The 16,125-nt window shown below is 68.4% G+C and carries 34 protein-coding genes; 5 read left to right on the top strand and 29 right to left on the bottom strand.

Annotated features, from left to right (window positions below; translation table 11 throughout):
• Positions 1 to 9: 9 nt before the first annotated feature.
• From OHA34_RS07480 to OHA34_RS07420, 13 genes are all read right to left on the bottom strand, one after another.
• Entirely contained in the window at positions 10 to 207 is a 198-nt protein-coding gene (locus OHA34_RS07480) for a hypothetical protein (RefSeq protein ID WP_329521104.1), read from the bottom strand.
• Positions 204 to 1,619, bottom strand: a complete 1,416-nt coding sequence (locus OHA34_RS07475) for a hypothetical protein (protein WP_329521103.1) — start codon at positions 1,617 to 1,619, stop codon at positions 204 to 206. Before OHA34_RS07475 ends, OHA34_RS07480 begins: the two co-directional genes overlap by 4 nt.
• Positions 1,616 to 1,831, bottom strand: a complete 216-nt coding sequence (locus tag OHA34_RS07470) for a WhiB family transcriptional regulator (protein WP_329522380.1) — start codon at positions 1,829 to 1,831, stop codon at positions 1,616 to 1,618. Before OHA34_RS07470 ends, OHA34_RS07475 begins: the two co-directional genes overlap by 4 nt.
• 112 nt (positions 1,832 to 1,943) lie before the next feature.
• Complete coding sequence (locus OHA34_RS07465; RefSeq protein ID WP_329521102.1) at positions 1,944 to 2,321, bottom strand: hypothetical protein; 378 nt, start codon at positions 2,319 to 2,321, stop codon at positions 1,944 to 1,946.
• Positions 2,318 to 2,626, bottom strand: a complete 309-nt coding sequence (locus OHA34_RS07460) for a hypothetical protein (protein ID WP_329521101.1) — start codon at positions 2,624 to 2,626, stop codon at positions 2,318 to 2,320. The genes OHA34_RS07465 and OHA34_RS07460 overlap by 4 nt, the downstream gene beginning before the upstream one ends.
• Positions 2,620 to 2,916 carry a hypothetical protein gene (locus OHA34_RS07455; protein WP_329521100.1) on the bottom strand — a complete coding sequence of 99 codons (297 nt, stop codon included), beginning with the start codon at positions 2,914 to 2,916 and terminating at the stop codon, positions 2,620 to 2,622. Before OHA34_RS07455 ends, OHA34_RS07460 begins: the two co-directional genes overlap by 7 nt.
• Positions 2,913 to 3,125, bottom strand: coding sequence for a hypothetical protein (locus OHA34_RS07450; RefSeq protein WP_329521099.1), 213 nt, complete (start codon positions 3,123 to 3,125; stop codon positions 2,913 to 2,915). Before OHA34_RS07450 ends, OHA34_RS07455 begins: the two co-directional genes overlap by 4 nt.
• Positions 3,125 to 3,601 carry a hypothetical protein gene (locus OHA34_RS07445; protein WP_329521098.1) on the bottom strand — a complete coding sequence of 159 codons (477 nt, stop codon included), beginning with the start codon at positions 3,599 to 3,601 and terminating at the stop codon, positions 3,125 to 3,127. Before OHA34_RS07445 ends, OHA34_RS07450 begins: the two co-directional genes overlap by 1 nt.
• Complete coding sequence (locus OHA34_RS07440) at positions 3,598 to 3,795, bottom strand: hypothetical protein (protein WP_329521097.1); 198 nt, start codon at positions 3,793 to 3,795, stop codon at positions 3,598 to 3,600. Before OHA34_RS07440 ends, OHA34_RS07445 begins: the two co-directional genes overlap by 4 nt.
• Complete coding sequence (locus tag OHA34_RS07435) at positions 3,792 to 4,076, bottom strand: hypothetical protein (protein WP_329521096.1); 285 nt, start codon at positions 4,074 to 4,076, stop codon at positions 3,792 to 3,794. Before OHA34_RS07435 ends, OHA34_RS07440 begins: the two co-directional genes overlap by 4 nt.
• Entirely contained in the window at positions 4,073 to 4,204 is a 132-nt protein-coding gene (locus OHA34_RS07430) for a hypothetical protein (protein ID WP_329521095.1), read from the bottom strand. Before OHA34_RS07430 ends, OHA34_RS07435 begins: the two co-directional genes overlap by 4 nt.
• 75 nt (positions 4,205 to 4,279) lie before the next feature.
• Positions 4,280 to 4,450 carry a hypothetical protein gene (locus OHA34_RS07425; protein WP_329521094.1) on the bottom strand — a complete coding sequence of 57 codons (171 nt, stop codon included), beginning with the start codon at positions 4,448 to 4,450 and terminating at the stop codon, positions 4,280 to 4,282.
• On the bottom strand, positions 4,450 to 4,677 hold the full coding sequence (locus OHA34_RS07420) for a hypothetical protein (protein WP_329521093.1): 228 nt from the start codon (positions 4,675 to 4,677) through the stop codon (positions 4,450 to 4,452). Before OHA34_RS07420 ends, OHA34_RS07425 begins: the two co-directional genes overlap by 1 nt.
• Before the next feature lie 168 nt (positions 4,678 to 4,845).
• On the opposite strand from OHA34_RS07420, the gene OHA34_RS07415 reads away from it, so the two are divergent.
• The 3 genes from OHA34_RS07415 to OHA34_RS07405 are packed head-to-tail and all read left to right on the top strand — an operon-like array spanning position 4,846 to position 7,063.
• A complete protein-coding gene (locus OHA34_RS07415) occupies positions 4,846 to 5,334 on the top strand; it encodes a winged helix-turn-helix domain-containing protein (protein WP_329521092.1) in 489 nt (162 codons plus the stop codon).
• A gap of 23 nt (positions 5,335 to 5,357) precedes the next feature.
• A complete protein-coding gene (locus tag OHA34_RS07410; protein ID WP_329521091.1) occupies positions 5,358 to 6,488 on the top strand; it encodes a hypothetical protein in 1,131 nt (376 codons plus the stop codon).
• Positions 6,485 to 7,063, top strand: a complete 579-nt coding sequence (locus OHA34_RS07405) for a cysteine hydrolase (protein WP_329521090.1) — start codon at positions 6,485 to 6,487, stop codon at positions 7,061 to 7,063. The genes OHA34_RS07410 and OHA34_RS07405 overlap by 4 nt, the downstream gene beginning before the upstream one ends.
• A gap of 173 nt (positions 7,064 to 7,236) precedes the next feature.
• Here OHA34_RS07405 and OHA34_RS07400 read toward each other — a convergent pair whose 3' ends face one another.
• The 7 genes from OHA34_RS07400 to OHA34_RS07370 form a co-directional block, all read right to left on the bottom strand.
• Positions 7,237 to 7,455, bottom strand: a complete 219-nt coding sequence (locus tag OHA34_RS07400; RefSeq protein ID WP_329521089.1) for a hypothetical protein — start codon at positions 7,453 to 7,455, stop codon at positions 7,237 to 7,239.
• Between the two features lie 579 nt (positions 7,456 to 8,034).
• A complete protein-coding gene (locus OHA34_RS07395) occupies positions 8,035 to 8,697 on the bottom strand; it encodes an SHOCT domain-containing protein (protein ID WP_329521088.1) in 663 nt (220 codons plus the stop codon).
• 164 nt (positions 8,698 to 8,861) lie between these two features.
• Positions 8,862 to 9,290, bottom strand: a complete 429-nt coding sequence (locus tag OHA34_RS07390) for an endonuclease domain-containing protein (protein WP_329521087.1) — start codon at positions 9,288 to 9,290, stop codon at positions 8,862 to 8,864.
• 205 nt (positions 9,291 to 9,495) lie between these two features.
• Positions 9,496 to 9,753, bottom strand: coding sequence for a hypothetical protein (locus OHA34_RS07385; RefSeq protein WP_329521086.1), 258 nt, complete (start codon positions 9,751 to 9,753; stop codon positions 9,496 to 9,498).
• Positions 9,750 to 10,034, bottom strand: coding sequence for a DUF6247 family protein (locus OHA34_RS07380; RefSeq protein WP_329521085.1), 285 nt, complete (start codon positions 10,032 to 10,034; stop codon positions 9,750 to 9,752). Before OHA34_RS07380 ends, OHA34_RS07385 begins: the two co-directional genes overlap by 4 nt.
• 93 nt (positions 10,035 to 10,127) lie before the next feature.
• Complete coding sequence (locus tag OHA34_RS07375) at positions 10,128 to 11,108, bottom strand: ATP-dependent DNA ligase (protein WP_329521084.1); 981 nt, start codon at positions 11,106 to 11,108, stop codon at positions 10,128 to 10,130.
• 47 nt (positions 11,109 to 11,155) lie between these two features.
• The gene (locus tag OHA34_RS07370) at positions 11,156 to 11,344 is read right to left on the bottom strand and encodes a YegP family protein (protein ID WP_329521083.1); all 189 of its coding nucleotides are present in this window, start codon (positions 11,342 to 11,344) and stop codon (positions 11,156 to 11,158) included.
• 273 nt (positions 11,345 to 11,617) lie between these two features.
• Between OHA34_RS07370 and OHA34_RS07365 the strand changes: the two genes are divergently transcribed.
• A complete protein-coding gene (locus OHA34_RS07365; RefSeq protein ID WP_329521082.1) occupies positions 11,618 to 12,064 on the top strand; it encodes a lamin tail domain-containing protein in 447 nt (148 codons plus the stop codon).
• A gap of 152 nt (positions 12,065 to 12,216) precedes the next feature.
• On the opposite strand, the gene OHA34_RS07360 is transcribed toward OHA34_RS07365, so the two are convergent.
• The 3 genes from OHA34_RS07360 to OHA34_RS07350 all read right to left on the bottom strand — a co-directional run bounded on the left by OHA34_RS07360 (position 12,217) and on the right by OHA34_RS07350 (position 13,583).
• Entirely contained in the window at positions 12,217 to 12,546 is a 330-nt protein-coding gene (locus tag OHA34_RS07360; protein ID WP_329521081.1) for a hypothetical protein, read from the bottom strand.
• Positions 12,547 to 12,623: 77 nt separating this feature from the next.
• Positions 12,624 to 13,142: a hypothetical protein gene (locus tag OHA34_RS07355; RefSeq protein ID WP_329521080.1), complete on the bottom strand. Its 519-nt coding sequence runs from the start codon at positions 13,140 to 13,142 to the stop codon at positions 12,624 to 12,626.
• Positions 13,143 to 13,238: 96 nt separating this feature from the next.
• Positions 13,239 to 13,583 (bottom strand): hypothetical protein, encoded by a 345-nt coding sequence (locus OHA34_RS07350; RefSeq protein WP_329521079.1) that lies wholly within the window; start codon positions 13,581 to 13,583, stop codon positions 13,239 to 13,241.
• 113 nt (positions 13,584 to 13,696) lie between these two features.
• On the opposite strand from OHA34_RS07350, the gene OHA34_RS07345 reads away from it, so the two are divergent.
• Positions 13,697 to 14,017: a hypothetical protein gene (locus OHA34_RS07345; RefSeq protein WP_329521078.1), complete on the top strand. Its 321-nt coding sequence runs from the start codon at positions 13,697 to 13,699 to the stop codon at positions 14,015 to 14,017.
• Positions 14,018 to 14,100: 83 nt separating this feature from the next.
• On the opposite strand, the gene OHA34_RS07340 is transcribed toward OHA34_RS07345, so the two are convergent.
• The 6 genes from OHA34_RS07340 to OHA34_RS07315 all read right to left on the bottom strand — a co-directional run bounded on the left by OHA34_RS07340 (position 14,101) and on the right by OHA34_RS07315 (position 16,122).
• A complete protein-coding gene (locus OHA34_RS07340) occupies positions 14,101 to 14,334 on the bottom strand; it encodes a hypothetical protein (RefSeq protein ID WP_329521077.1) in 234 nt (77 codons plus the stop codon).
• The gene (locus tag OHA34_RS07335) at positions 14,331 to 14,663 is read right to left on the bottom strand and encodes a hypothetical protein (RefSeq protein ID WP_329521076.1); all 333 of its coding nucleotides are present in this window, start codon (positions 14,661 to 14,663) and stop codon (positions 14,331 to 14,333) included. Before OHA34_RS07335 ends, OHA34_RS07340 begins: the two co-directional genes overlap by 4 nt.
• Complete coding sequence (locus OHA34_RS07330; RefSeq protein ID WP_329521075.1) at positions 14,660 to 14,869, bottom strand: hypothetical protein; 210 nt, start codon at positions 14,867 to 14,869, stop codon at positions 14,660 to 14,662. The genes OHA34_RS07335 and OHA34_RS07330 overlap by 4 nt, the downstream gene beginning before the upstream one ends.
• An 11-nt stretch (positions 14,870 to 14,880) precedes the next feature.
• Positions 14,881 to 15,129: a hypothetical protein gene (locus tag OHA34_RS07325; protein WP_329521074.1), complete on the bottom strand. Its 249-nt coding sequence runs from the start codon at positions 15,127 to 15,129 to the stop codon at positions 14,881 to 14,883.
• 6 nt (positions 15,130 to 15,135) lie between these two features.
• Positions 15,136 to 15,321 carry a hypothetical protein gene (locus OHA34_RS07320; RefSeq protein WP_329521073.1) on the bottom strand — a complete coding sequence of 62 codons (186 nt, stop codon included), beginning with the start codon at positions 15,319 to 15,321 and terminating at the stop codon, positions 15,136 to 15,138.
• Between the two features lie 132 nt (positions 15,322 to 15,453).
• Positions 15,454 to 16,122, bottom strand: a complete 669-nt coding sequence (locus OHA34_RS07315; RefSeq protein ID WP_329521072.1) for an HNH endonuclease signature motif containing protein — start codon at positions 16,120 to 16,122, stop codon at positions 15,454 to 15,456.
• Positions 16,123 to 16,125: the final 3 nt, after the last annotated feature.

The raw sequence follows: 16,125 nt of genomic DNA, 5'->3' as shown, positions 1-16,125 counted from the left end.
GGTCACTCGTCATCGGGCTCCACCACTCCCCGCGCGGAACCCCGCCAGATAGGCCAGAGCGCCGACCGCAACCATCGCCACGCCGACGAGACTCACCGTCGTGGTGAGCGTCAGCACCAGCCGCGCGACGACCATCGCGGCCAGGCCGATGAACAGCCACTCTCCGGTGGTCGCCAGCATCGACTTCAAGTTCTCTTCGGTGTTCACTGATCCGCCGCCTTTGCAAGATCGATGTGGCCGCCCCGGATTTGCTTCACCAGTTCCAGTGCGGCGGGCTTGCCGATGCTGAGTGCCTTCGCGAGCTTCTCGGCGGGGATGTGGCGGCCGTGGTCGGCGAGGTACGCCTTATCCGCAGCAATCGCCTCGTTGATCCTCTGGAGTGGCTTGGCCTTGGACCCAGTCCGCTTCTTCGGACCGGTCTGGGTCTTCGGACCGATCTGGGTCTTGCGGGTCCGAGGGTGGGGCAGGTCCGCCGGGTCTGAGACCTTCTCGTCAGACCGGTCCGACCCGTGGGGCTCGGACCCATCGCCGTCCGGGTCCGGGACCTGGGTCCGGGACCCGTGGGTCTCAGCCCCAGCGGGCCTATCCAGGTCCGCCCGATCCGGCCCACAGGTCTCGGACCCATCCGAGACCTGGCCACCGTCGGACCCAGCGGGGAGAAGCTCCCCCCGCACCGTCGCGCGGATCTGCGGGTGAAGAACCGGGGGCGCAAAGTCCAGCCCCTGAGCTTCGAACCAGGTCCGCTTCTCCGGCTCAGCAAGGCCGGCCCAAGGCGCTGGCGTCGTCAGGTCCGCGAGCGCCTCAGCATTGGACAGCGACCCGATCTGGGCGAGAAGCGCAGCCTGCCGCTCCGGGTCCCGGGCCAGGTTCGCGTGCTCGACCGCGGCTCTGGTGGCGCGCCGGAGTCGGTACTTCGCCCGGGTGATCTTCTCGGTCTTGGCGTCAGCCTCGCGCAGCGACCGGACCCGATCGGCAGCCGTTGCGACCCGCGTGAGGCGCCGCTGCGCGTCGACTTCCGCTGCAGTGCGCCCGGTGGCCTCCGCGATGCGGAGCCATACCAGGACACGCTCAGGCGTGAGCCGGATGTTGAACGACCGGCCACGGATGCGGCGGCGCTCGATCGCCATGCCCCGCTCCCACAGCCACGCCGCGACCAGTGGCATCACGAGACGGAAGAGCGCGACCTCGCCCTTGTCTGCGTCCAGCGCGGAGAAGACGCCGGAGAGGGCCGTGATCACCCAGACGGCGACGCCGTCGACGCCGGCCTTGCCGACCTTGGGGTCCAGGATGTTGCGGCGGGCCCGGAGAGCGCAGACGAAGGCAGTGAGCTCAAGGACACCGCCCACCACGATGACGAGCTCGATAGGGAAGTCGAGCTTGTCGTAGAAGAACTTGCCCATGCCCTGGGCACAGACACCCGCGATGATCACGGCGACGAGGAACGTCAACCGGTTCTCCAGGCTGGGCGTGTCCTTCTTGTCGTCCTCGGCGGAGGCGGCGGTGCGGCGCGCGATGAGCACCATCAGGGCCACACAGATGAGGAGGACGATCCCGCCGGACACCAAGTACGGTCCGGCAGTCCAGAGGAGCGCCGCGGCGTCGTTGAGGGGGACGGTCATGCCGCTGCCTCCTCGATGCTCTGCTTGAGCTGGCGGCGCTCCCGCCCCGAGAGCCCGCCCCACACGCCGTAGGTCTCGCCGTGGGCGAGGGCGTAGTCGAGACACTCGGATCGCACCGGGCAGGATCGACACACGCGCTTCGCCTGCTGCGTGGGCGCTCCCGTCTCGGGGAAAAACGCCTCCGGGTCCGTCTGCGCGCAGAGCGCGAACATCTGCCACGGCAGCTCACTCGCGGGCTCGACCGGCTCCCACCGGGGAACCTCGGTCGTGCCGGCGACGAGGTGAACGCGGCGTCGCTGTCGGGCGGTCATCGATGATCTCCGATCAGGAACAGTGGATGGAGGGGCGGAGAAGGGTGACGGGGGCCGGGCAGGAGCGCGTGATGCTGTCCACGATCAGGCCCGGAGTCGGGTACGCCAGGACGTAGCCGACGCGGCCGGTGAGCTGGAGCGTCGGGGGACGCCATGTCCCGGTCGTCTCCTCGTACGGGCCGAGCAGCTCGCCAAACGCGGCGAACGTCTCGGGGTAGACGGCGACGACCAGCGCGGTGCCGTCCGCGTGTAGATACGCGGTGACCCAGTCGCTGCCCTGCACGCTCTTGTGATGGCGGACCCCGTTGAGGACGCCAGTGACTGTGACGTGGTCACCCTCATCGTGGCTGGCGGCGACGATCGTGGGCACGCTGGAAACGATCACGGTCACGCCGCCTCCCCGTTGGCGAGGCGCGTCCACGCAGTGGCGACGTCAATGGCCTCCGCGCGGGCACTGCTCGGCCACGTCCTGCTGGCCAGGTCGGCGAGCCATTCCTCGTCGACCTCGGGGAGCTCGACGGTCATGGAGTCGGGGTGTTCGAACGGCGGCTCGGCCTGCAAAACGAGGGTGGTGCCGCACACGGAGCAGTGCAGCCACGGTCCGTACACGCGGCCGGCCGCGGTCTCGGCCTCCTGAACGCGCCAGGCGTGGCGGCCGGTGAGGCGGTGGATGAGGCGGCGCAGCGCGGTCACCATGCCGACACCTCCAGCCGGATCCCGACCCGGCCGGTCGCGTCGTCGATGACGTCGACGATGTTGGCGGTTTCGTCGGGGGAGATGGTGTGGGCGATCCCGTGGGTCGACGCGGCTTGGTCGCAGGCGTCCATGACGATCCGGTCCGCGGTCTCCCACGAGTGGTCTCCGCGGTCGAGGGTCTCGGCGAGGCGACTGGCAATGGGGCCGGCGGCGTGGTCGAGGAGCCCGGTGTGATCGGGCACCCGCGTGACAGCGCTGCGGATGGCGGTCTCGATGTCGCGACGAGTCATGACCGACCCCCACTGTTGGGGTCCAGGGAGAAGAACACGACTGCAGCCGGGACGTTGTTGGGGAGCCGGGAGGACTGCCGGGCAGTCTTGAGCACCTCGTGGAAGATCTGCTGACGCGTGGAGTCCTTGTGAGCTTCGATCACGCCGTCCGTGGTGCTCTGGTTCTGGCCCGCCCACTGGATCGTGATCACGAAGTGGAACTCGGACATCACCAGCCACCTCGATCCCGCATCCGGGCGGCGGCCTGGTCAACGGCGCCGACGGCTCGGGCCGCGAACTGCTCGGCGCGAATGAACTCAGCTTCGCCGTCCATCCAGACCCGCATCAGGTCGTGGACGTCGCCGCGGATCTCCCGCACCCAGGCGTGGCCGGGCGGCGGGGCAGCCAGTCGGATGGCGCCGTAGGTGAAGTGGAACCCGTAGGGGACCCGGGCCGAGTCCAGTCGCTCGTTGGGCCTGTAAGCGAACTCGGCGTGGAACGCGAACCTATGCCGGGGGCGTGTGGTCGTGCCCTCGACGGTCAGGTTCGGAGTCGGGAACGTACCGCTGAACAGCTCCTTGGTGATGTTCAGTCCCCACGTCGGGGCGTCCATCACCATGCGGGCGTCACCCAGTTCGAGGTGATGCTTGACGGGGCCGCTGCCCTTGCTGGGATTGGTCGTTGTGATGATCAGGTAGCCGTTCACGGGCACACCTCCCTGCTGATGTCGGCTGCTGGGACGGAGTGTCCGAGCGGGCACCGGTACCGAATGGGTCCGTCCTCGAGCGCGTGCTCGGGGTGGATGGGGCAGATCGAGATCGGGCGGGTCACGATCGGGACGCCGGTCTGGTCCAGCGGGATGCGCGACTCGGCGATGCGGGCGGCGGGGGCGCTACTCACTGCTCCTCCCGAGCGGTGAACCCGGCGACGGCCTGGAGGAACGCGGCCTGCGCGGCGGTGGTCGAGTCGACCGCGACGGTCGCGCCGGAGGCCTGCATAAGCAGGGTGAGGAGCACCCCGATGGACTCACGGGTCAGGTCGTCGCCCGGCGCCGTGTCGACGCCGAGGCTGGCGAGCATCTCCTCGAACGCGACCCGAACCGCGGCCAGCGGCAACGCGACCGGGGCCGGCAGGTCGGGGACGACCGTCAGGACCGGGCGCTCGAGCGCGGGCGCGGTCACTTCTCCCCGCCCATCTGACGGTCGTAGACCTCGCGGCAGCCGGGCGGCGTCGTCTTGTCGGGGCGCTCGGCTGGCTTCTCGCCGTGTGGCCACGTGCTGCTGTGCTCCGGTGGAGGTATCTTGGTCATGGAACTTCACTCCTTTGATGCGGTGGTTGGTTCTGCTGGCCCCGTTCCGGTGCTTCACCACCGGGCGGGGCTTCTTCATGAGCTCTGGTCCTTGCGGGGGAACACGGTCCGCACGGCGTTGACACAGGCCCGGCCCCAGTAGGTGGCCAGCGAGGTCATCACCTCCTTCACGCGGTCTTCAGCGGTCTGGGAGGGGAGAGCCTTCGCGGGCTCCGCCCTCTCCACCGGCACAAAGTCGTCGCTCATCAGGCAGCCCGCTGCATGGTTCGCAAGGCGCGCCATGACTCGGCGTACTCCTCGAAGTCGACGACCAGGCCGAGTTCAACGACCTCCGCGACGAAGTCACGGACGAACTGGCGGGGGATTCCCCAGGCCCGGCCGAACTTGACGCCGGGGAACCGGCCCTCGCGGAGCCCTCCGTAGAGGTACTCGCGCGACCGGCCGATCACGACGGCGACATCCGGCACGGCCATGAACGGCTGTGTCGTGCAGAGACACGACGGTGTCTCCACGGTCGGAACGGTCTCGGCTGTTTCCATGCATTCAATGTCGCACCATGCATGCATGGTGTCAAGTGTCGCGAACCTGTCTCGCCAGTCACTGTCGCGATACCGTCGAGACCAGGTACACCTGGATGAACTATGTGTGGGAGGTTGTCCCCTTTGGATGGATCACGAGGTCCCTCGCACCGGCATGTTGCCGACGACATCAGGACCAGAATCGGAACAGGCGAGTACCCCATCGGGATGCCGATCCCGTCGACGGTCAAACTGACCGAGCACTACAGCGTCTCGAAAACCGTCATCCGCCAGGCTGTTGCACAGCTTCAGCAGGAAGGCCTGTTGGAGGGGCACGGCGGGAAAGGGGTGTTCGTCCTGACCACCCCGGCCGAGCAAACGGCTGAACGAGTCAGCGTTGAAGATCTAGCGCAGAGGGTCAACGCCCTCAGCGACGACCTCCGGGACCTCGCCACACGCATCACGTCCATCGCGCCGGACCGAGACCTGGCAGGTGAGGTCACTGAGCTCCGGGGACTAGTTGTGCAGCTGTACAACCGACTCGGGCACCCTCTTTCGGATGAGAGCGCCGAAGCCCCCGCGTCACCGCGGCGACGTGACACAGGTACCTGACCTCCTGATCAGCGAGGGAACTGATGACCGAACCCACCAGGGTCGTCGATCTGCGAACCCGCTCTACCTACACGCCGGACTGCGCGACCCTAGCAAGGAACCGGCTTCTTCTTGCGCGCAAGAGCCTTGACCTCTCTCCTGAGGAGTTCGCGGCGCTGCTCAGCCCCATGGTCGGCTGGCCAGTCAGTTCGGACGCAGTCAAATCGTGGGAGACCAGACTCGTACCACCGGGCGATGTTCTCATCGCGGTCAGCACGGTCACGCCGGCGGCCTCGGACCGGCTGGGACTGCGATCCCACAAGTTCATCGCGGCGTTCATCGGCGAGGACGCGGTGAAGGCACTTATCGACCAGGCTGACCCTTCGCCTGAGCCGTCCTCGGGGTGGCTCGACTTTCACGCGATTCGGATCGATCACCCATCTGGTGCGTGCGACCTGCACTTGTTCCCCTTCGGGGCGGCGATCTTGCACCTCTCCGAGGAGCTGGACCTGCCCAACATCGCCAACCTCGCGGTCTGGCGCTACCGCTCGTACGCGGAGAACCTCAGCTGGGCGACCGCTCGACTCCGGGAATTCACCTCGGACGACACGATCACTGCCTCGTACGTCCTCAGTCTCTACTGGCTCCACAGCCCAATCTGGGTAGGGCGGATGCTCGACACCGCCCTCCGGATCATCTGCGCGCCGCGGGTCCTCGTCGACCGAGAACAGGCCGGCAGCGACGAGTGCCTGCCCGCAGCTGAGCAGGCCGAGAGGACTCTCCTTGCTGAGGGGTTCGAGCACGGGGAGATGCGCCCCTTTGGATTGGCCGGCGTATCTCTCGGCTACGCGTCCTGGTCCGGCGTCGCCTACCACCCGCTCGACGATGCCCGCTGTCTGGATGAGGACGACCTCGTGTCGTGTGAGCTGAACATGCAGGCGATCTGGGCGTACTGCGAGTACATCAACGGCCAGGTCGAGCAGCGCGAGTCCCCAGCCGTTGCGGATGGCTACGGCTGGAGGTTCCTGCGGGCGGCGCGTTCAAGACTCGCGAATCCGCGCCCACAGGAGACGGGGCAGCACCGTTCCATGCGCGACGCAGTCCTGGAGACGAGCGGCTTGCTGGGGCACATCGATCAAGCCATAGAGGTTCTTCGAGAGGAAGGCGTCCAATGAGCAAGATTCAGGACCGGGCGGTGCTCGTCGTCGTTGACGTCCAGAACGGCTTCATCCGCGAGGCATCGGCGCCGGTCGTGCCAGTGATCGCGGATCTCGTGGCGCGCTGGCAAGCCGCCGGCAGGGACGTGGTGTTCACCCGGTACCTCAACTACCCGGGATCCCCGTTCGAGCGGTTGATCAACTGGTCAGATCTAATGGACTCGCCGCAGACCGACATCGTCCCCGAACTCCAGCCCTACGCCGAGAAGGCGACAGCCGTCATCGACAAGAAGGGGTACGGCCTCTTCGCCGACGCTGCTGGTGCCGCGCTCGTGGCGGAGCGGGGATGGCAGGACATCTACGTCTGCGGGATCGCGACCGAGAGTTGCGTCCTCGCTACTTGCCTCGGCGCGTTCGAGGCGGACCTGACGCCGTGGCTGGTCGAGGACGCCTCCGCGAGTCACGCGGGCCAGCACGTACATGATTCGGGTGTGCTCGTCACCCGGCGATTCATCGGGGAGGGGCAGATCATCGCTGCGGGCGACATTCCGGTCGAGTTGGCGAGTTCGCAACTTGAAGCCTGTGAAGCCTGAGCCTGGCTCCTGGCCCGTCGTCGCGGCGTTCCGTCCCTGGGCGCGCGGAGCGATCGTTGATGGGCAGACCGAGCTCCATTACGTCGGCGTTCCGTCCCCGGGCGCGCGGAGCGATCGAGATGCAGGACGGCCCCGGGGATTGCAGCCCCTTTCCGTCCCCGGGCGCGCGGTCGCTAGAGCGTTAGGCCGCCGTAGATGTTCCCCGCTTGGATGACCTTGCCAGCGGTGCCGTTGAACTCGTTGCTGACGGAGGCACCCCGGGGCTCGTCGTCAGGTTGTCCGAGGTGGCCGAGCTGGATGAGTTCGCCAGCCTCGCCATTGACGATGTTCCTCACGCTGGGGGTTCGGTCGCGCGGGCTGTCGTTTCCGGGACGTCCGGTGTTCGTGTCCATGGCGGATCACGGTAGCTGGCCACTAATTCGTTCACCCTATTTGGTGACAAGTTTCGTTAACGTGTCATAGTCCGGAAGATACCGCGCAGTCATTGGCTGTCGGAGCATGCGGGGCATGGCGCCTCTACGAGCGAGGCAGACACGACCACGCCGGCGCCGTAGCAGGTGCGGCATCCGAGGTCGCTGCTGAGCGCGTACGCCGGCCCTGGCTTCCCGTGGACCGCCTCGTCGTACGCTTCGCCGTCTTCGGGGATGCGGCTACCGTCCGGGCGGTAGCGGGGACTGGGCGGGGGCGCGTCGGCGAGGCCGGTGCCGTGGCAGCCAGTGCAGGCGATGCTGGTCCAGTGGTTGCCGCGGGTGTAGGTGATCTGGCCTTGGCCTCGGCACGCGGCGCACGCTGGGCCGTTCCACGGGTCAGCGGTCATTTGTCGCCGTTTCCGCTGCAGTCGTGGCATTTGATCCACCGGTCGGGCTTGGCCTTGTTGGGTTGGCCGTTGCCGAATTCCCACCAGCCGCCTTGCCCGTTGCAGGTGCCGCAGATCGCCACAGGTCCACGATGTCAGGGGCGGACCCTGCGGACTAGAGCCGGTCCAGTAGATCCTTCTTCTTGGCTTCGAAGTCTTCGGGTGTGATCACGCCGGCGTCGCGGAGCTCGCCGAGCTGCCGCAGGAGTCCCATCACCTGGTCGGGGGTGGTGGCCTGCACGACGGGCGGCGGGCCGTCGTGCGTGCTGGGCAGTGCGGGCTGCGGCGCCGGCGCGGGGATCGCCGACGGCTGGGGGATGGGGAACGCGCCGGGCATCGGTGGGACGGCCCCGGGCTGCTGCCCGGCCGGGTACTCGAAGCGGTGCACGCCGAGGTCGCGCTGCTCACCGACCTGCCGGCCGTGCACGGAGACCCGCATGGCGTGGATCGCTTGGTTGAGGATGTCGCGGACCTGGTGGGGCTGGTCGACCCAGTCGAGCGTCGCGACCTCCGGCGGGATGCCGGGGCGGGCGACCCGCACCTTCACCGACCCGACGTGCTGGGTCCTTTGGAACAGGGTCTGGGACACGTCGACGTCCTGGATGTCCAAGAGCGGGATCTGCTGCTGGCGGGTGCCGGTGACTCCGCCGGTCTCCCAGTACAGGTAGTGGGTGGTGAGCCGGTAGTGGAGAACGACGCGTCCTCCGGTGGCACGGGAGGTGATGTTGCGGGACTCGCCTTCCCAGACGATCTGTTCCTGGCCGGAGTGAATGGTCATGGCGCCCTGTTCTGTGGTGAGCCCGCAGCGGGTGCGGAGTGTCGTGCGGGAGCCGTACCTAACGGGGACGTTTGAGGCGCCGGTCTGGTTGCCGTGTCGGCGGAGGCGGCGTTCTGCTGTGGGGTCCTGGCGGCGTGCACCCCTCGGGGCGCATTGGCCGGCGGTCAGGTTCGGCGGCGATGAGGGCGATACACCCACTCGTACTGGGCGGCGGGCGGCGTCGCCCAATAGGAAGAGAAACAGTGGGGATCATGGTGGCAGTCCCAGACTCCTCGGCCCGCCTGCGACTCGAGCTGGTTACAGTCCCGGCAGAGTAGGCCCCTCACCAGGCCGGTGATGTGATCGTGGTCGATCACCTGGGGAGGCGCGATGCGACAGATGGCGCAACGTGCCGCCTGGAGCGGGTAGAGCGTCCACCATACGAACCTGTCGGGTGGGCTATCGGTCGGCCAGCGGGCGGGCAGGGGATCCGCAGGCTCGGGCACGTATCGGGGCCACACCCTGTAGTCGAAGCAACGGTCGCCGAGCGGGACGTCGCAGACGTGTGTGGTGCGGCCCAGGTAGAGGCCCCCAGCGTCTGAGCAGCGAACCATCCGGTGTGTCCGCGGGTCTGGCCCTCGACGGCACAGGATGTCCTCGGCCGTTGGGTCGACGACGTGGAACCGCCCCCATTTGTCAGGGGCTGTCCTGACGGGAGCGGGACCGCTGGCCGGGTAGGGGCCTACTGGCCGAACGCAAGGTGGCGACATCTGGTGGACCTTCCGCGCTTTGCTGGGACGGGCTCGGCGCGGTGGTGTCTCAGCCGATCCAGGTGACGCCATGAACTACGACCCGGCAGCTGGCCTCGTCGATCCGGACGTGGGCGACGCCGTCTCCGTCGTCGAACAGCGCGAACCGGTATGCCGGATCGTCGACCAGCCGGTCGGGGTACGTGTGTCCCCACGGGTCCCGAGGCAGATTCACGAGCACGTCATACAGCGCCTTGTACGGACGTTCGGGGAGGCCCTGCACTTCAGCGGCGGCCTTCGCGTGGAAGGCGACCTCGTAGCCGCTCACGCGGGCCGGGGGCGGAAGACCTCATCCATAGAGACAGTTTCTCCGACACCGCCGCGGATGTCCGCGTAACGCTGGTGAAAGTCGGGCTTCGTGTACGCCGCGGCGAGGACCGACCAGGTCCTGAGAAGGTCCCGCAGGACCCGGTACCCGGCGGGCGCACGCGCGCCGACGACTGCGGCCTGGTACTCGGTGAGGAAGACGCGGCGGACCTGCTCGGGGAGCCTCTCCAGGATCAGCTGCGGATCCTGGGGATCTTCCTCGTGGACAGGTTGAGCGCTCATGCTGCTGAGTGTAGGTGAGGGTGTGATCGTTTGGGGGTGGTGGATATAAAGATTGGGTGGTTGACCTGTCGTCATCACGCCGCCATTTGTAGATCATTCGAGATCGAGATCGCAGGGCACGTCAGCGGGGGCCAGGTCAGTTCGGAGGCGCACGTACCTGGCGGTGTGCCGCCAGCGGCCTCGTTCGGAGGCGGCGTCAACGCTGATCTCCGCGACCAGGTCAGGCACGACGCGGGTGTACTGGATCGGTGGCTCGCTGCCGGGGAGTCCGCCGGCCCAAGATGCGGGGAGCTCGCCGGGCCAGGGATGCTCGTCTCCCGCCGGCGTCAACGCCCCGGCGATCGCGGCCTGCGCGGCGGCGGGTAGGGGAGCGGTGCGGCCGACGACCCGGAGCCGGCCCGCCCGGGTGTACCGGCCGAGCAACAGGATCCGCGGCGCCGACAACCGCCCGGTGACACCGCCGACGACCGCCTCGGTCGTTGACCGGTGCTTGATCTTCAACCAGCCGCGGCGCCCCTCCACGTAGCGGCCGGCGGCGGCCTTCACCACGATGCCCTCGATGCCCTGCTTCACCAGGACTTCCATCCACAGCCGCGCCTCGCCGGCGTCGTCGGTCTGTGGGCACGCCACGATCAGCGACGTGGCCGCGGCATCGCCGAGGAGGTCTTCCAGGACGGCGCGGCGCTCGACGAGCGGCCGGCCCCACAGGTCGACGCCGCGGATCTCGAGGACGTCGAAGACGACGTAGTGGCAGGGCTCGGCGCGGGCGAGGTCGTAGCGGCGCCGGCCCGCAACCTGGCGGCGTTGCAGCGCCGCGAAGTCCAGGCGCCCGTCGCCGGCCCAGCGCACGATCTCCCCGTCCACCACCGTCTCGGTGGGGAGCGCGTCGAACACGGCGAGGACTACCTCGGGGAACGTCTCGTTGAACCGTGTGAGCTGCCGGGAGGTGAGGGTGACGCCGCCGTGCTCGTTGATGATCGCGGTTGCGCGGAACCCGTCGAATTTCGGCTCGTACCGGCAGCCACCGGGGCAGCCCTGCTCGTCAGGGATGCGGTCCGCCGCCTTGGCCGCCATCGGCACGACGGGCTGGCGGATGTGCACTACGCCGGATGCCCGGTGGGTCAGACGGTGGAGGTCGTCAGGTCCTCGACGCGTGCTTCGGCGGACCGGCGGACCGCGTCGACGCCGTTCAGCGCGGAGTCCTTGGTGGTGTAGCCCTGGCTGGCCGCGATGATCTCCCCGTTGGGGGCTTTGAGACGGAAGCGGAACTCGCTGGCGTGGTCCTTGAAGATCTCGAACTTGGCTGCCACAGCGTCCCCCGAACACAGTCTGAATGAGGTACGGCTACCCGCAGGGGTGGGGAGGGCAACGCTGCTTGGTGAAGGCTTGGGGGTGTTGAGGCCCAGTCTGGGCGCAGCAGGTGGCGACCCGTCGGCTGACGGCCCGCCGGACGTTGAGGGGGGCGACGTGTGAGCGTTCTTGGAGGTTGACAGCGGGTCCCACTTCGGCCATTACCGTCTGTTGCTGGCCGGTCGTTGGTACAACCAGTGCTCCAACCCAGCACATCCAAGGGGGCACGGAGCTTGAGGAAGCTGATCATCACGGGGGCAGCCGCAGCGATCGCGGCGGCGGGCATCGGGCTGGCCGCCGCGCCGGCCGAGGCCGCGTCGGCGGTGCAGATCTACCGGGTCTACTACAATTCGCCGGGCTCGGACCGCGGCTCGAACACCTCACTGAATGGTGAGTGGGTGCAGCTGTTTAACACCAGCAAGACATCCCGGCAGCTCAAGGGGTACAAGCTCAAGGATAAGACGGGCTATACCTACACGTTCGGGTCCTTCACCCTCAAGGGGCGGAAGTCCGTGTACGTCCACACCGGTAAGGGCCGAAACTCTGCGGCGCACCGCTACTGGGGACGCTCCTGGTATGTGTGGAACAACAGCGGCGACGCCGCCTACCTACGCTACCCGGGTGGGTCAGCGGCCGACTCGTGCTCGTGGGGCAGCAAGGGCGCCTCGAAGTACTGCTGACCAGGCGCTGAAACGCCGAGGACCCCACCCCCTCACGGGGGTGGGGTCCTTCACGCTTGGCGGCTCAGCGTCAGCCACGGGCCTCCTCGGGTGTAGGTCGGTTCCGGGTCGAGGCGCTGGGCCGAGACGTTGACTAGCTCACGCCGGTCGTCTCAGTGGGTGTTGATCCACACCCGGTCGTTGTCGGCGTGGTCGTAGAGTTCGTCCAACCAGCCGTCGAACTCGCCGATGTCCTCGGCGGCGGCGAGGTTGTCGACGACTTCGACGAGGCCACCGAACGCGTCTTGCTCGGAGTGCTCCTTCACCCACCGGGACGCCCGGAGGGTCCGGACGATCGCGTCGCGGCGCTGCTCGAAGGTCATGGCTTCGTTGTGGAACACGTCCGCCAGGTTGATCTTCCGGTCCCAGATGGGTTGGCCGGCGGCCTTGCGCTGCTGGGCGACGCGGTGCATCTCGACTCGGTGTTCAACGGAATCGGGCATGAGAGCCCCCTTTCGTTCAGTGGTCTGGCGTCCTGCCCCGCCCCCGGATGCGGGGTGACCGGGGGCGAGGCGGGGCGTCAGCGCCGGGTGATCTGGGCGTGGGCGGCCTCGTTGCCGGCGGCGATCCGGTACTGGATCTCGCCGTCCTCGTCGGGCCGGCCGCACTGCTCGACCGTCACCTCGTACACGGCGTCCCAGGTGCGGACCTCGGCAGAGGGGGGCGTGTCGCTGTACTCCGTGGCGTATTCCCAGGCGGACGCCCATGCGGCGAGGGTCCCGGTGCGGAGCTGGCCGTCGTCGAGGAACGTGTAGACGCGGGGCGCGGCGTCGTCGCAGTCGGCGGCGTGGCCCTGGACGCGGACGTGGCCCCGGGTGGTGCGGTCGGTGGGGCGGCAGCCGCACGCCGGAGCGACGGGCGCGGGGGCCTGTGGCAGGTCGGGGCGGATCGTGGTGAGCGCCGCGGTGAACGCGGCCGGTGCGGTGCTGTAGACGACGCCGAGCATCTGGATCATGTCGCGGGCGGTGACGTCCTGCATGGCGTCGTGCATCGCGGCCTTGGACACGACGGCCGCCGCGGGGGTGGTGGTGGGCTCCATGGGATTCCTTTCGGACGGTGACTCGGGTGAGGGAGGACGGTGCGGGGATCTGGCGTTCTGTCCGGGCCGGGCCGGGGGCCGGCCCAAGGCAGGCAGTCAGCGCCGGGTGTGGGCCTGCTGGCGGATGGCCTCGACCGCGGTACGGGCACCCTCGTAGTCGGAGGCGGCGGCGGTGAATTCGGCGAGGCGGCGGGCGGCGCGGGTGTCGCCGGCGCGGGTGCGGTCCTGCGCGCGGTCGATGGCGACGGCGATGGGGGCGTTCGCGGGGACGCGGGCGGCGCTGCGGAGCCCGTAGGCGGCACCGGCGAGGGCGGTCACGGCGAACCACTCGTCGGCCTTGGCGGCAGCGAACTCCTCCTCCAGGGCTTCGATCTGGGCGTGGGTGTGGAAGCCGATGAAGGTGTGGTCGAGGGGGAAGAGCTGCTCGTCGAGGTCGATCACGTGCGTCACCTTCCGGTCTGGTGCGTTGCCGTCACCTTCAATGTAGAGGTGACCTCTACACGATACAAGCATTCTGAATGAACCACTGTCGAGAGCACCTCTACGATCACCCCATGGACGAGCACGCCCAACGCATCCAAGACACCATCACCGAGATCACTGAAATCGAAGACCCACAGGTCAGAGCCAAGATCGTCACCGAAGTACTCAAAGTCATCCACACCGGAAACAGCACCCTCTCCGCAGCGCGCCGCGAAGACATCAAAGAACTCCGCGAAGCCGGTCTCAGCTACCGGAAGATCGGCCCCCTGATAGGTGTCCACTTCAGCCGCGTCAAACAACTCGAGTCGGGGGAGCCGACCGGTATCAACGCACGTCCCCGCAAGGAAGCGACGGAGGAAGAGATGCCGCCGGGTCGCAGGTCCGCGGAGTAGCGGGGGACGACCCGGCTCTGCGGCCTTCGCTCCACCCCGGCCGAAGGCGGCGAGGTGGTGACGTTGACGACCCGGCGGCACTTTCATGAACCTGCCGCGCGCGACGGTAGGTTGACCTTCAGGTACAGCAGCACCCCGCCGGTCTTCGCCGGGTACTGCCGGAGCCGCCACGTGTATTCGCCGACCGGCAGCACAGTCCCGAGCTGACGGAGGTACGCCTCGACGTCCTCGCGGGCGCCGTGGACCCGGACCTCGACGGTGCCGGACGCGGGAGGCGGCTGCTCCCGATGCGCCCGCCGCGCCGGCGCCGTACTCACGCCGGCTCCTCGAGTACGTCGGCGCCCACGCGGACGGTCACGCCCTTGCCGCGCCAGTTCTTCGCGGACGCGCGCACGTAGATGGCCCCGCCGAGAGTCGTGTCCGGCCAGCGGTCCAGGTCGAGGACATCGCTCCACGCGTCGACCGCGGCCCGCCTCTGCACGTGGTCCGGCAGGAGGCACTCCCCGACTAGGACGGCCTCGTTCACCCGCCAGGTGAGGACCGGCAGCTCCTGGTCGTCGCCGGCCTTGAGGACATCGCCGAGGGCCTTGTAGGCGGCGTGCTGCCACCGCCGCTCGTCGGCGCCGGTGATGGTGAGGGCCGTCATGATCGGGCCGCCCTATCCAGCGCCTGCTTCGCGAGCGCGATGCACTGCCGGGCCTGTGAGAGAGCCTCGACCTGGTCGAAGGTGGGGCCGGCGCCGGGCGCCCAGTCGGATCGGAGTAGGTCCTCGACGTCGCCGAGCTCGCGGTGCGCGTTGCGGCGGATCTCTTCGAAGGCGGGCAGGTGCTGCGTGCTGCGGATTAAGGGCATCGGGTTCTCCTTCAGAGAGGGAAGAGCGGGAGGTGCTGGACTGAGTCGTCGATCTCGACGTCGATGGCGGCGTCGCCGCGGGCGCGCTCGAGCCACTCCGTGTGGAGGGCGCGGGTGTTGGCGATGGCCTGCTCGAGGCCAGCGCGGTGGTTCGCGCCGCCGCAGATACAGGTGCACACGTCGTGTCGGGCGAGGTAGCAGAGGGCGTCGCAGTGCCCGACGATGTCTCCGCCGAGGCGGACGATCAGCAGCGACGCCATGGCCGGTCAGTCCTCGTCGTCGGCGGCGAGCTGCGCGCGGACCTTGGTGGCGCGGTCGATGACTTCGCCCAGTAGCTCGGTGGCCTCGGCGTGGCGACCCTGCGCGAGGCACGCGACCACGTCCTGGGCGGCGTCCGCGATCCTGCCCGCGGCGCGCTCGGCGAGGACCTCGGCATGCTTGACGCTGCTCACCGTGCACCCCACAGGGTGAAAAGGAGGAGCGCCACGATCCGCGCGCCAGCGGCCACTGTCACCGACTCCGCCACCCGGCGCGCGGTCACTGAACCCGTCCCAACCACAGATGCACGGATTCGTTATCGTTCATCAGGTCACCTTCTTCGTGTTGGTTCGGGGGAGGGGCGGCCAGCACAGGCCGCGGTCCAGACGCCACTGCCGCCACTCGGCCGGCGTCCGGTTGTTCTTCTCGCTGTTGCAGTACAGGCACGACAGCGCCAGGTTCGTCCGACGGTGGTCACCGCCGCGGGACTCTGGGAGCTTGTGGTCCACAACCCTTGAGTCCGGCACGCCGCAGTAGCTGCAGGGGCCGCCGTCGCCACGCACCATGGCGAGCTTCCGCGCCCGCGCACGGTCGTATCCGTCGGGCTTACGGACTCGAATGTCGCGGCTCAAGCGGTCGGCGTGCCGGGCTGTCTCCTTGGCCTCGGACTCTCGGCGGCGGATCGCCGCCATCTTCACGGCCTCCCGGATGTTGCCGCAGGTGCCGTCGGCGACGAGTCGCCGGTAGAACCTGATGCGGCGTTGGATGCTGTCGGTGTAGTCGGGCCGCCAGTACACGACGGAGATCGCGCGGTGCTCGTCGATCCGCGCGTCTTGGCCGCGGCCGACGCGGTACTGGGCGATGCGGTCCAGGTCGACCTTGAGGTGCCTGACGTCGGAGGTGAATGTCTCGGGGACCAGCGGCTGGCAACTGCATGTGGAGCAGTGCGGCCAGGTGGGGGAGAGGGGCATCATGGTCTCCGGGGGTTCGTTCAAGCA

The sequence above is a fragment of the Spirillospora sp. NBC_01491 genome (assembly GCF_036227065.1).
Taxonomy (GTDB): Bacteria; Actinomycetota; Actinomycetes; order Streptosporangiales; family Streptosporangiaceae; genus Spirillospora; species Spirillospora xylanilytica.
Note: the sequence above shows the minus strand (reverse complement) of the source record. Positions and strands in the feature narration are given on the sequence as shown.

Bases quoted from the DNA above. Each gene is read 5' to 3' on its own strand.
- OHA34_RS07400 (WP_329521089.1), bottom strand. From the start codon at position 7,455: ATGGACACGAACACCGGACGTCCCGGAAACGACAGCCCGCGCGACCGA.
- OHA34_RS07390 (WP_329521087.1), bottom strand. From the start codon at position 9,290: ATGGTTCGCTGCTCAGACGCTGGGGGCCTCTACCTGGGCCGCACCACA.
- OHA34_RS07380 (WP_329521085.1), bottom strand. From the start codon at position 10,034: ATGAGCGCTCAACCTGTCCACGAGGAAGATCCCCAGGATCCGCAGCTG.
- OHA34_RS07420 (WP_329521093.1), bottom strand. From the start codon at position 4,677: ATGGCCGTGCCGGATGTCGCCGTCGTGATCGGCCGGTCGCGCGAGTAC.
- OHA34_RS07410 (WP_329521091.1), top strand. From the start codon at position 5,358: ATGACCGAACCCACCAGGGTCGTCGATCTGCGAACCCGCTCTACCTAC.
- OHA34_RS07405 (WP_329521090.1), top strand. From the start codon at position 6,485: ATGAGCAAGATTCAGGACCGGGCGGTGCTCGTCGTCGTTGACGTCCAG.
- OHA34_RS07455 (WP_329521100.1), bottom strand. From the start codon at position 2,916: ATGACTCGTCGCGACATCGAGACCGCCATCCGCAGCGCTGTCACGCGG.
- OHA34_RS07325 (WP_329521074.1), bottom strand. From the start codon at position 15,129: ATGGCGTCGCTGCTGATCGTCCGCCTCGGCGGAGACATCGTCGGGCAC.
- OHA34_RS07335 (WP_329521076.1), bottom strand. From the start codon at position 14,663: ATGACGGCCCTCACCATCACCGGCGCCGACGAGCGGCGGTGGCAGCAC.
- OHA34_RS07375 (WP_329521084.1), bottom strand. From the start codon at position 11,108: ATGGCGGCCAAGGCGGCGGACCGCATCCCTGACGAGCAGGGCTGCCCC.
- OHA34_RS07330 (WP_329521075.1), bottom strand. From the start codon at position 14,869: ATGCCCTTAATCCGCAGCACGCAGCACCTGCCCGCCTTCGAAGAGATC.
- OHA34_RS07360 (WP_329521081.1), bottom strand. From the start codon at position 12,546: ATGCCCGATTCCGTTGAACACCGAGTCGAGATGCACCGCGTCGCCCAG.
- OHA34_RS07460 (WP_329521101.1), bottom strand. From the start codon at position 2,626: ATGGTGACCGCGCTGCGCCGCCTCATCCACCGCCTCACCGGCCGCCAC.
- OHA34_RS07355 (WP_329521080.1), bottom strand. From the start codon at position 13,142: ATGGAGCCCACCACCACCCCCGCGGCGGCCGTCGTGTCCAAGGCCGCG.
- OHA34_RS07425 (WP_329521094.1), bottom strand. From the start codon at position 4,450: ATGAGCGACGACTTTGTGCCGGTGGAGAGGGCGGAGCCCGCGAAGGCT.
- OHA34_RS07345 (WP_329521078.1), top strand. From the start codon at position 13,697: ATGGACGAGCACGCCCAACGCATCCAAGACACCATCACCGAGATCACT.
- OHA34_RS07415 (WP_329521092.1), top strand. From the start codon at position 4,846: ATGTGTGGGAGGTTGTCCCCTTTGGATGGATCACGAGGTCCCTCGCAC.
- OHA34_RS07470 (WP_329522380.1), bottom strand. From the start codon at position 1,831: ATGTTCGCGCTCTGCGCGCAGACGGACCCGGAGGCGTTTTTCCCCGAG.
- OHA34_RS07395 (WP_329521088.1), bottom strand. From the start codon at position 8,697: ATGACCATTCACTCCGGCCAGGAACAGATCGTCTGGGAAGGCGAGTCC.
- OHA34_RS07430 (WP_329521095.1), bottom strand. From the start codon at position 4,204: ATGACCAAGATACCTCCACCGGAGCACAGCAGCACGTGGCCACACGGC.
- OHA34_RS07450 (WP_329521099.1), bottom strand. From the start codon at position 3,125: ATGTCCGAGTTCCACTTCGTGATCACGATCCAGTGGGCGGGCCAGAAC.
- OHA34_RS07475 (WP_329521103.1), bottom strand. From the start codon at position 1,619: ATGACCGTCCCCCTCAACGACGCCGCGGCGCTCCTCTGGACTGCCGGA.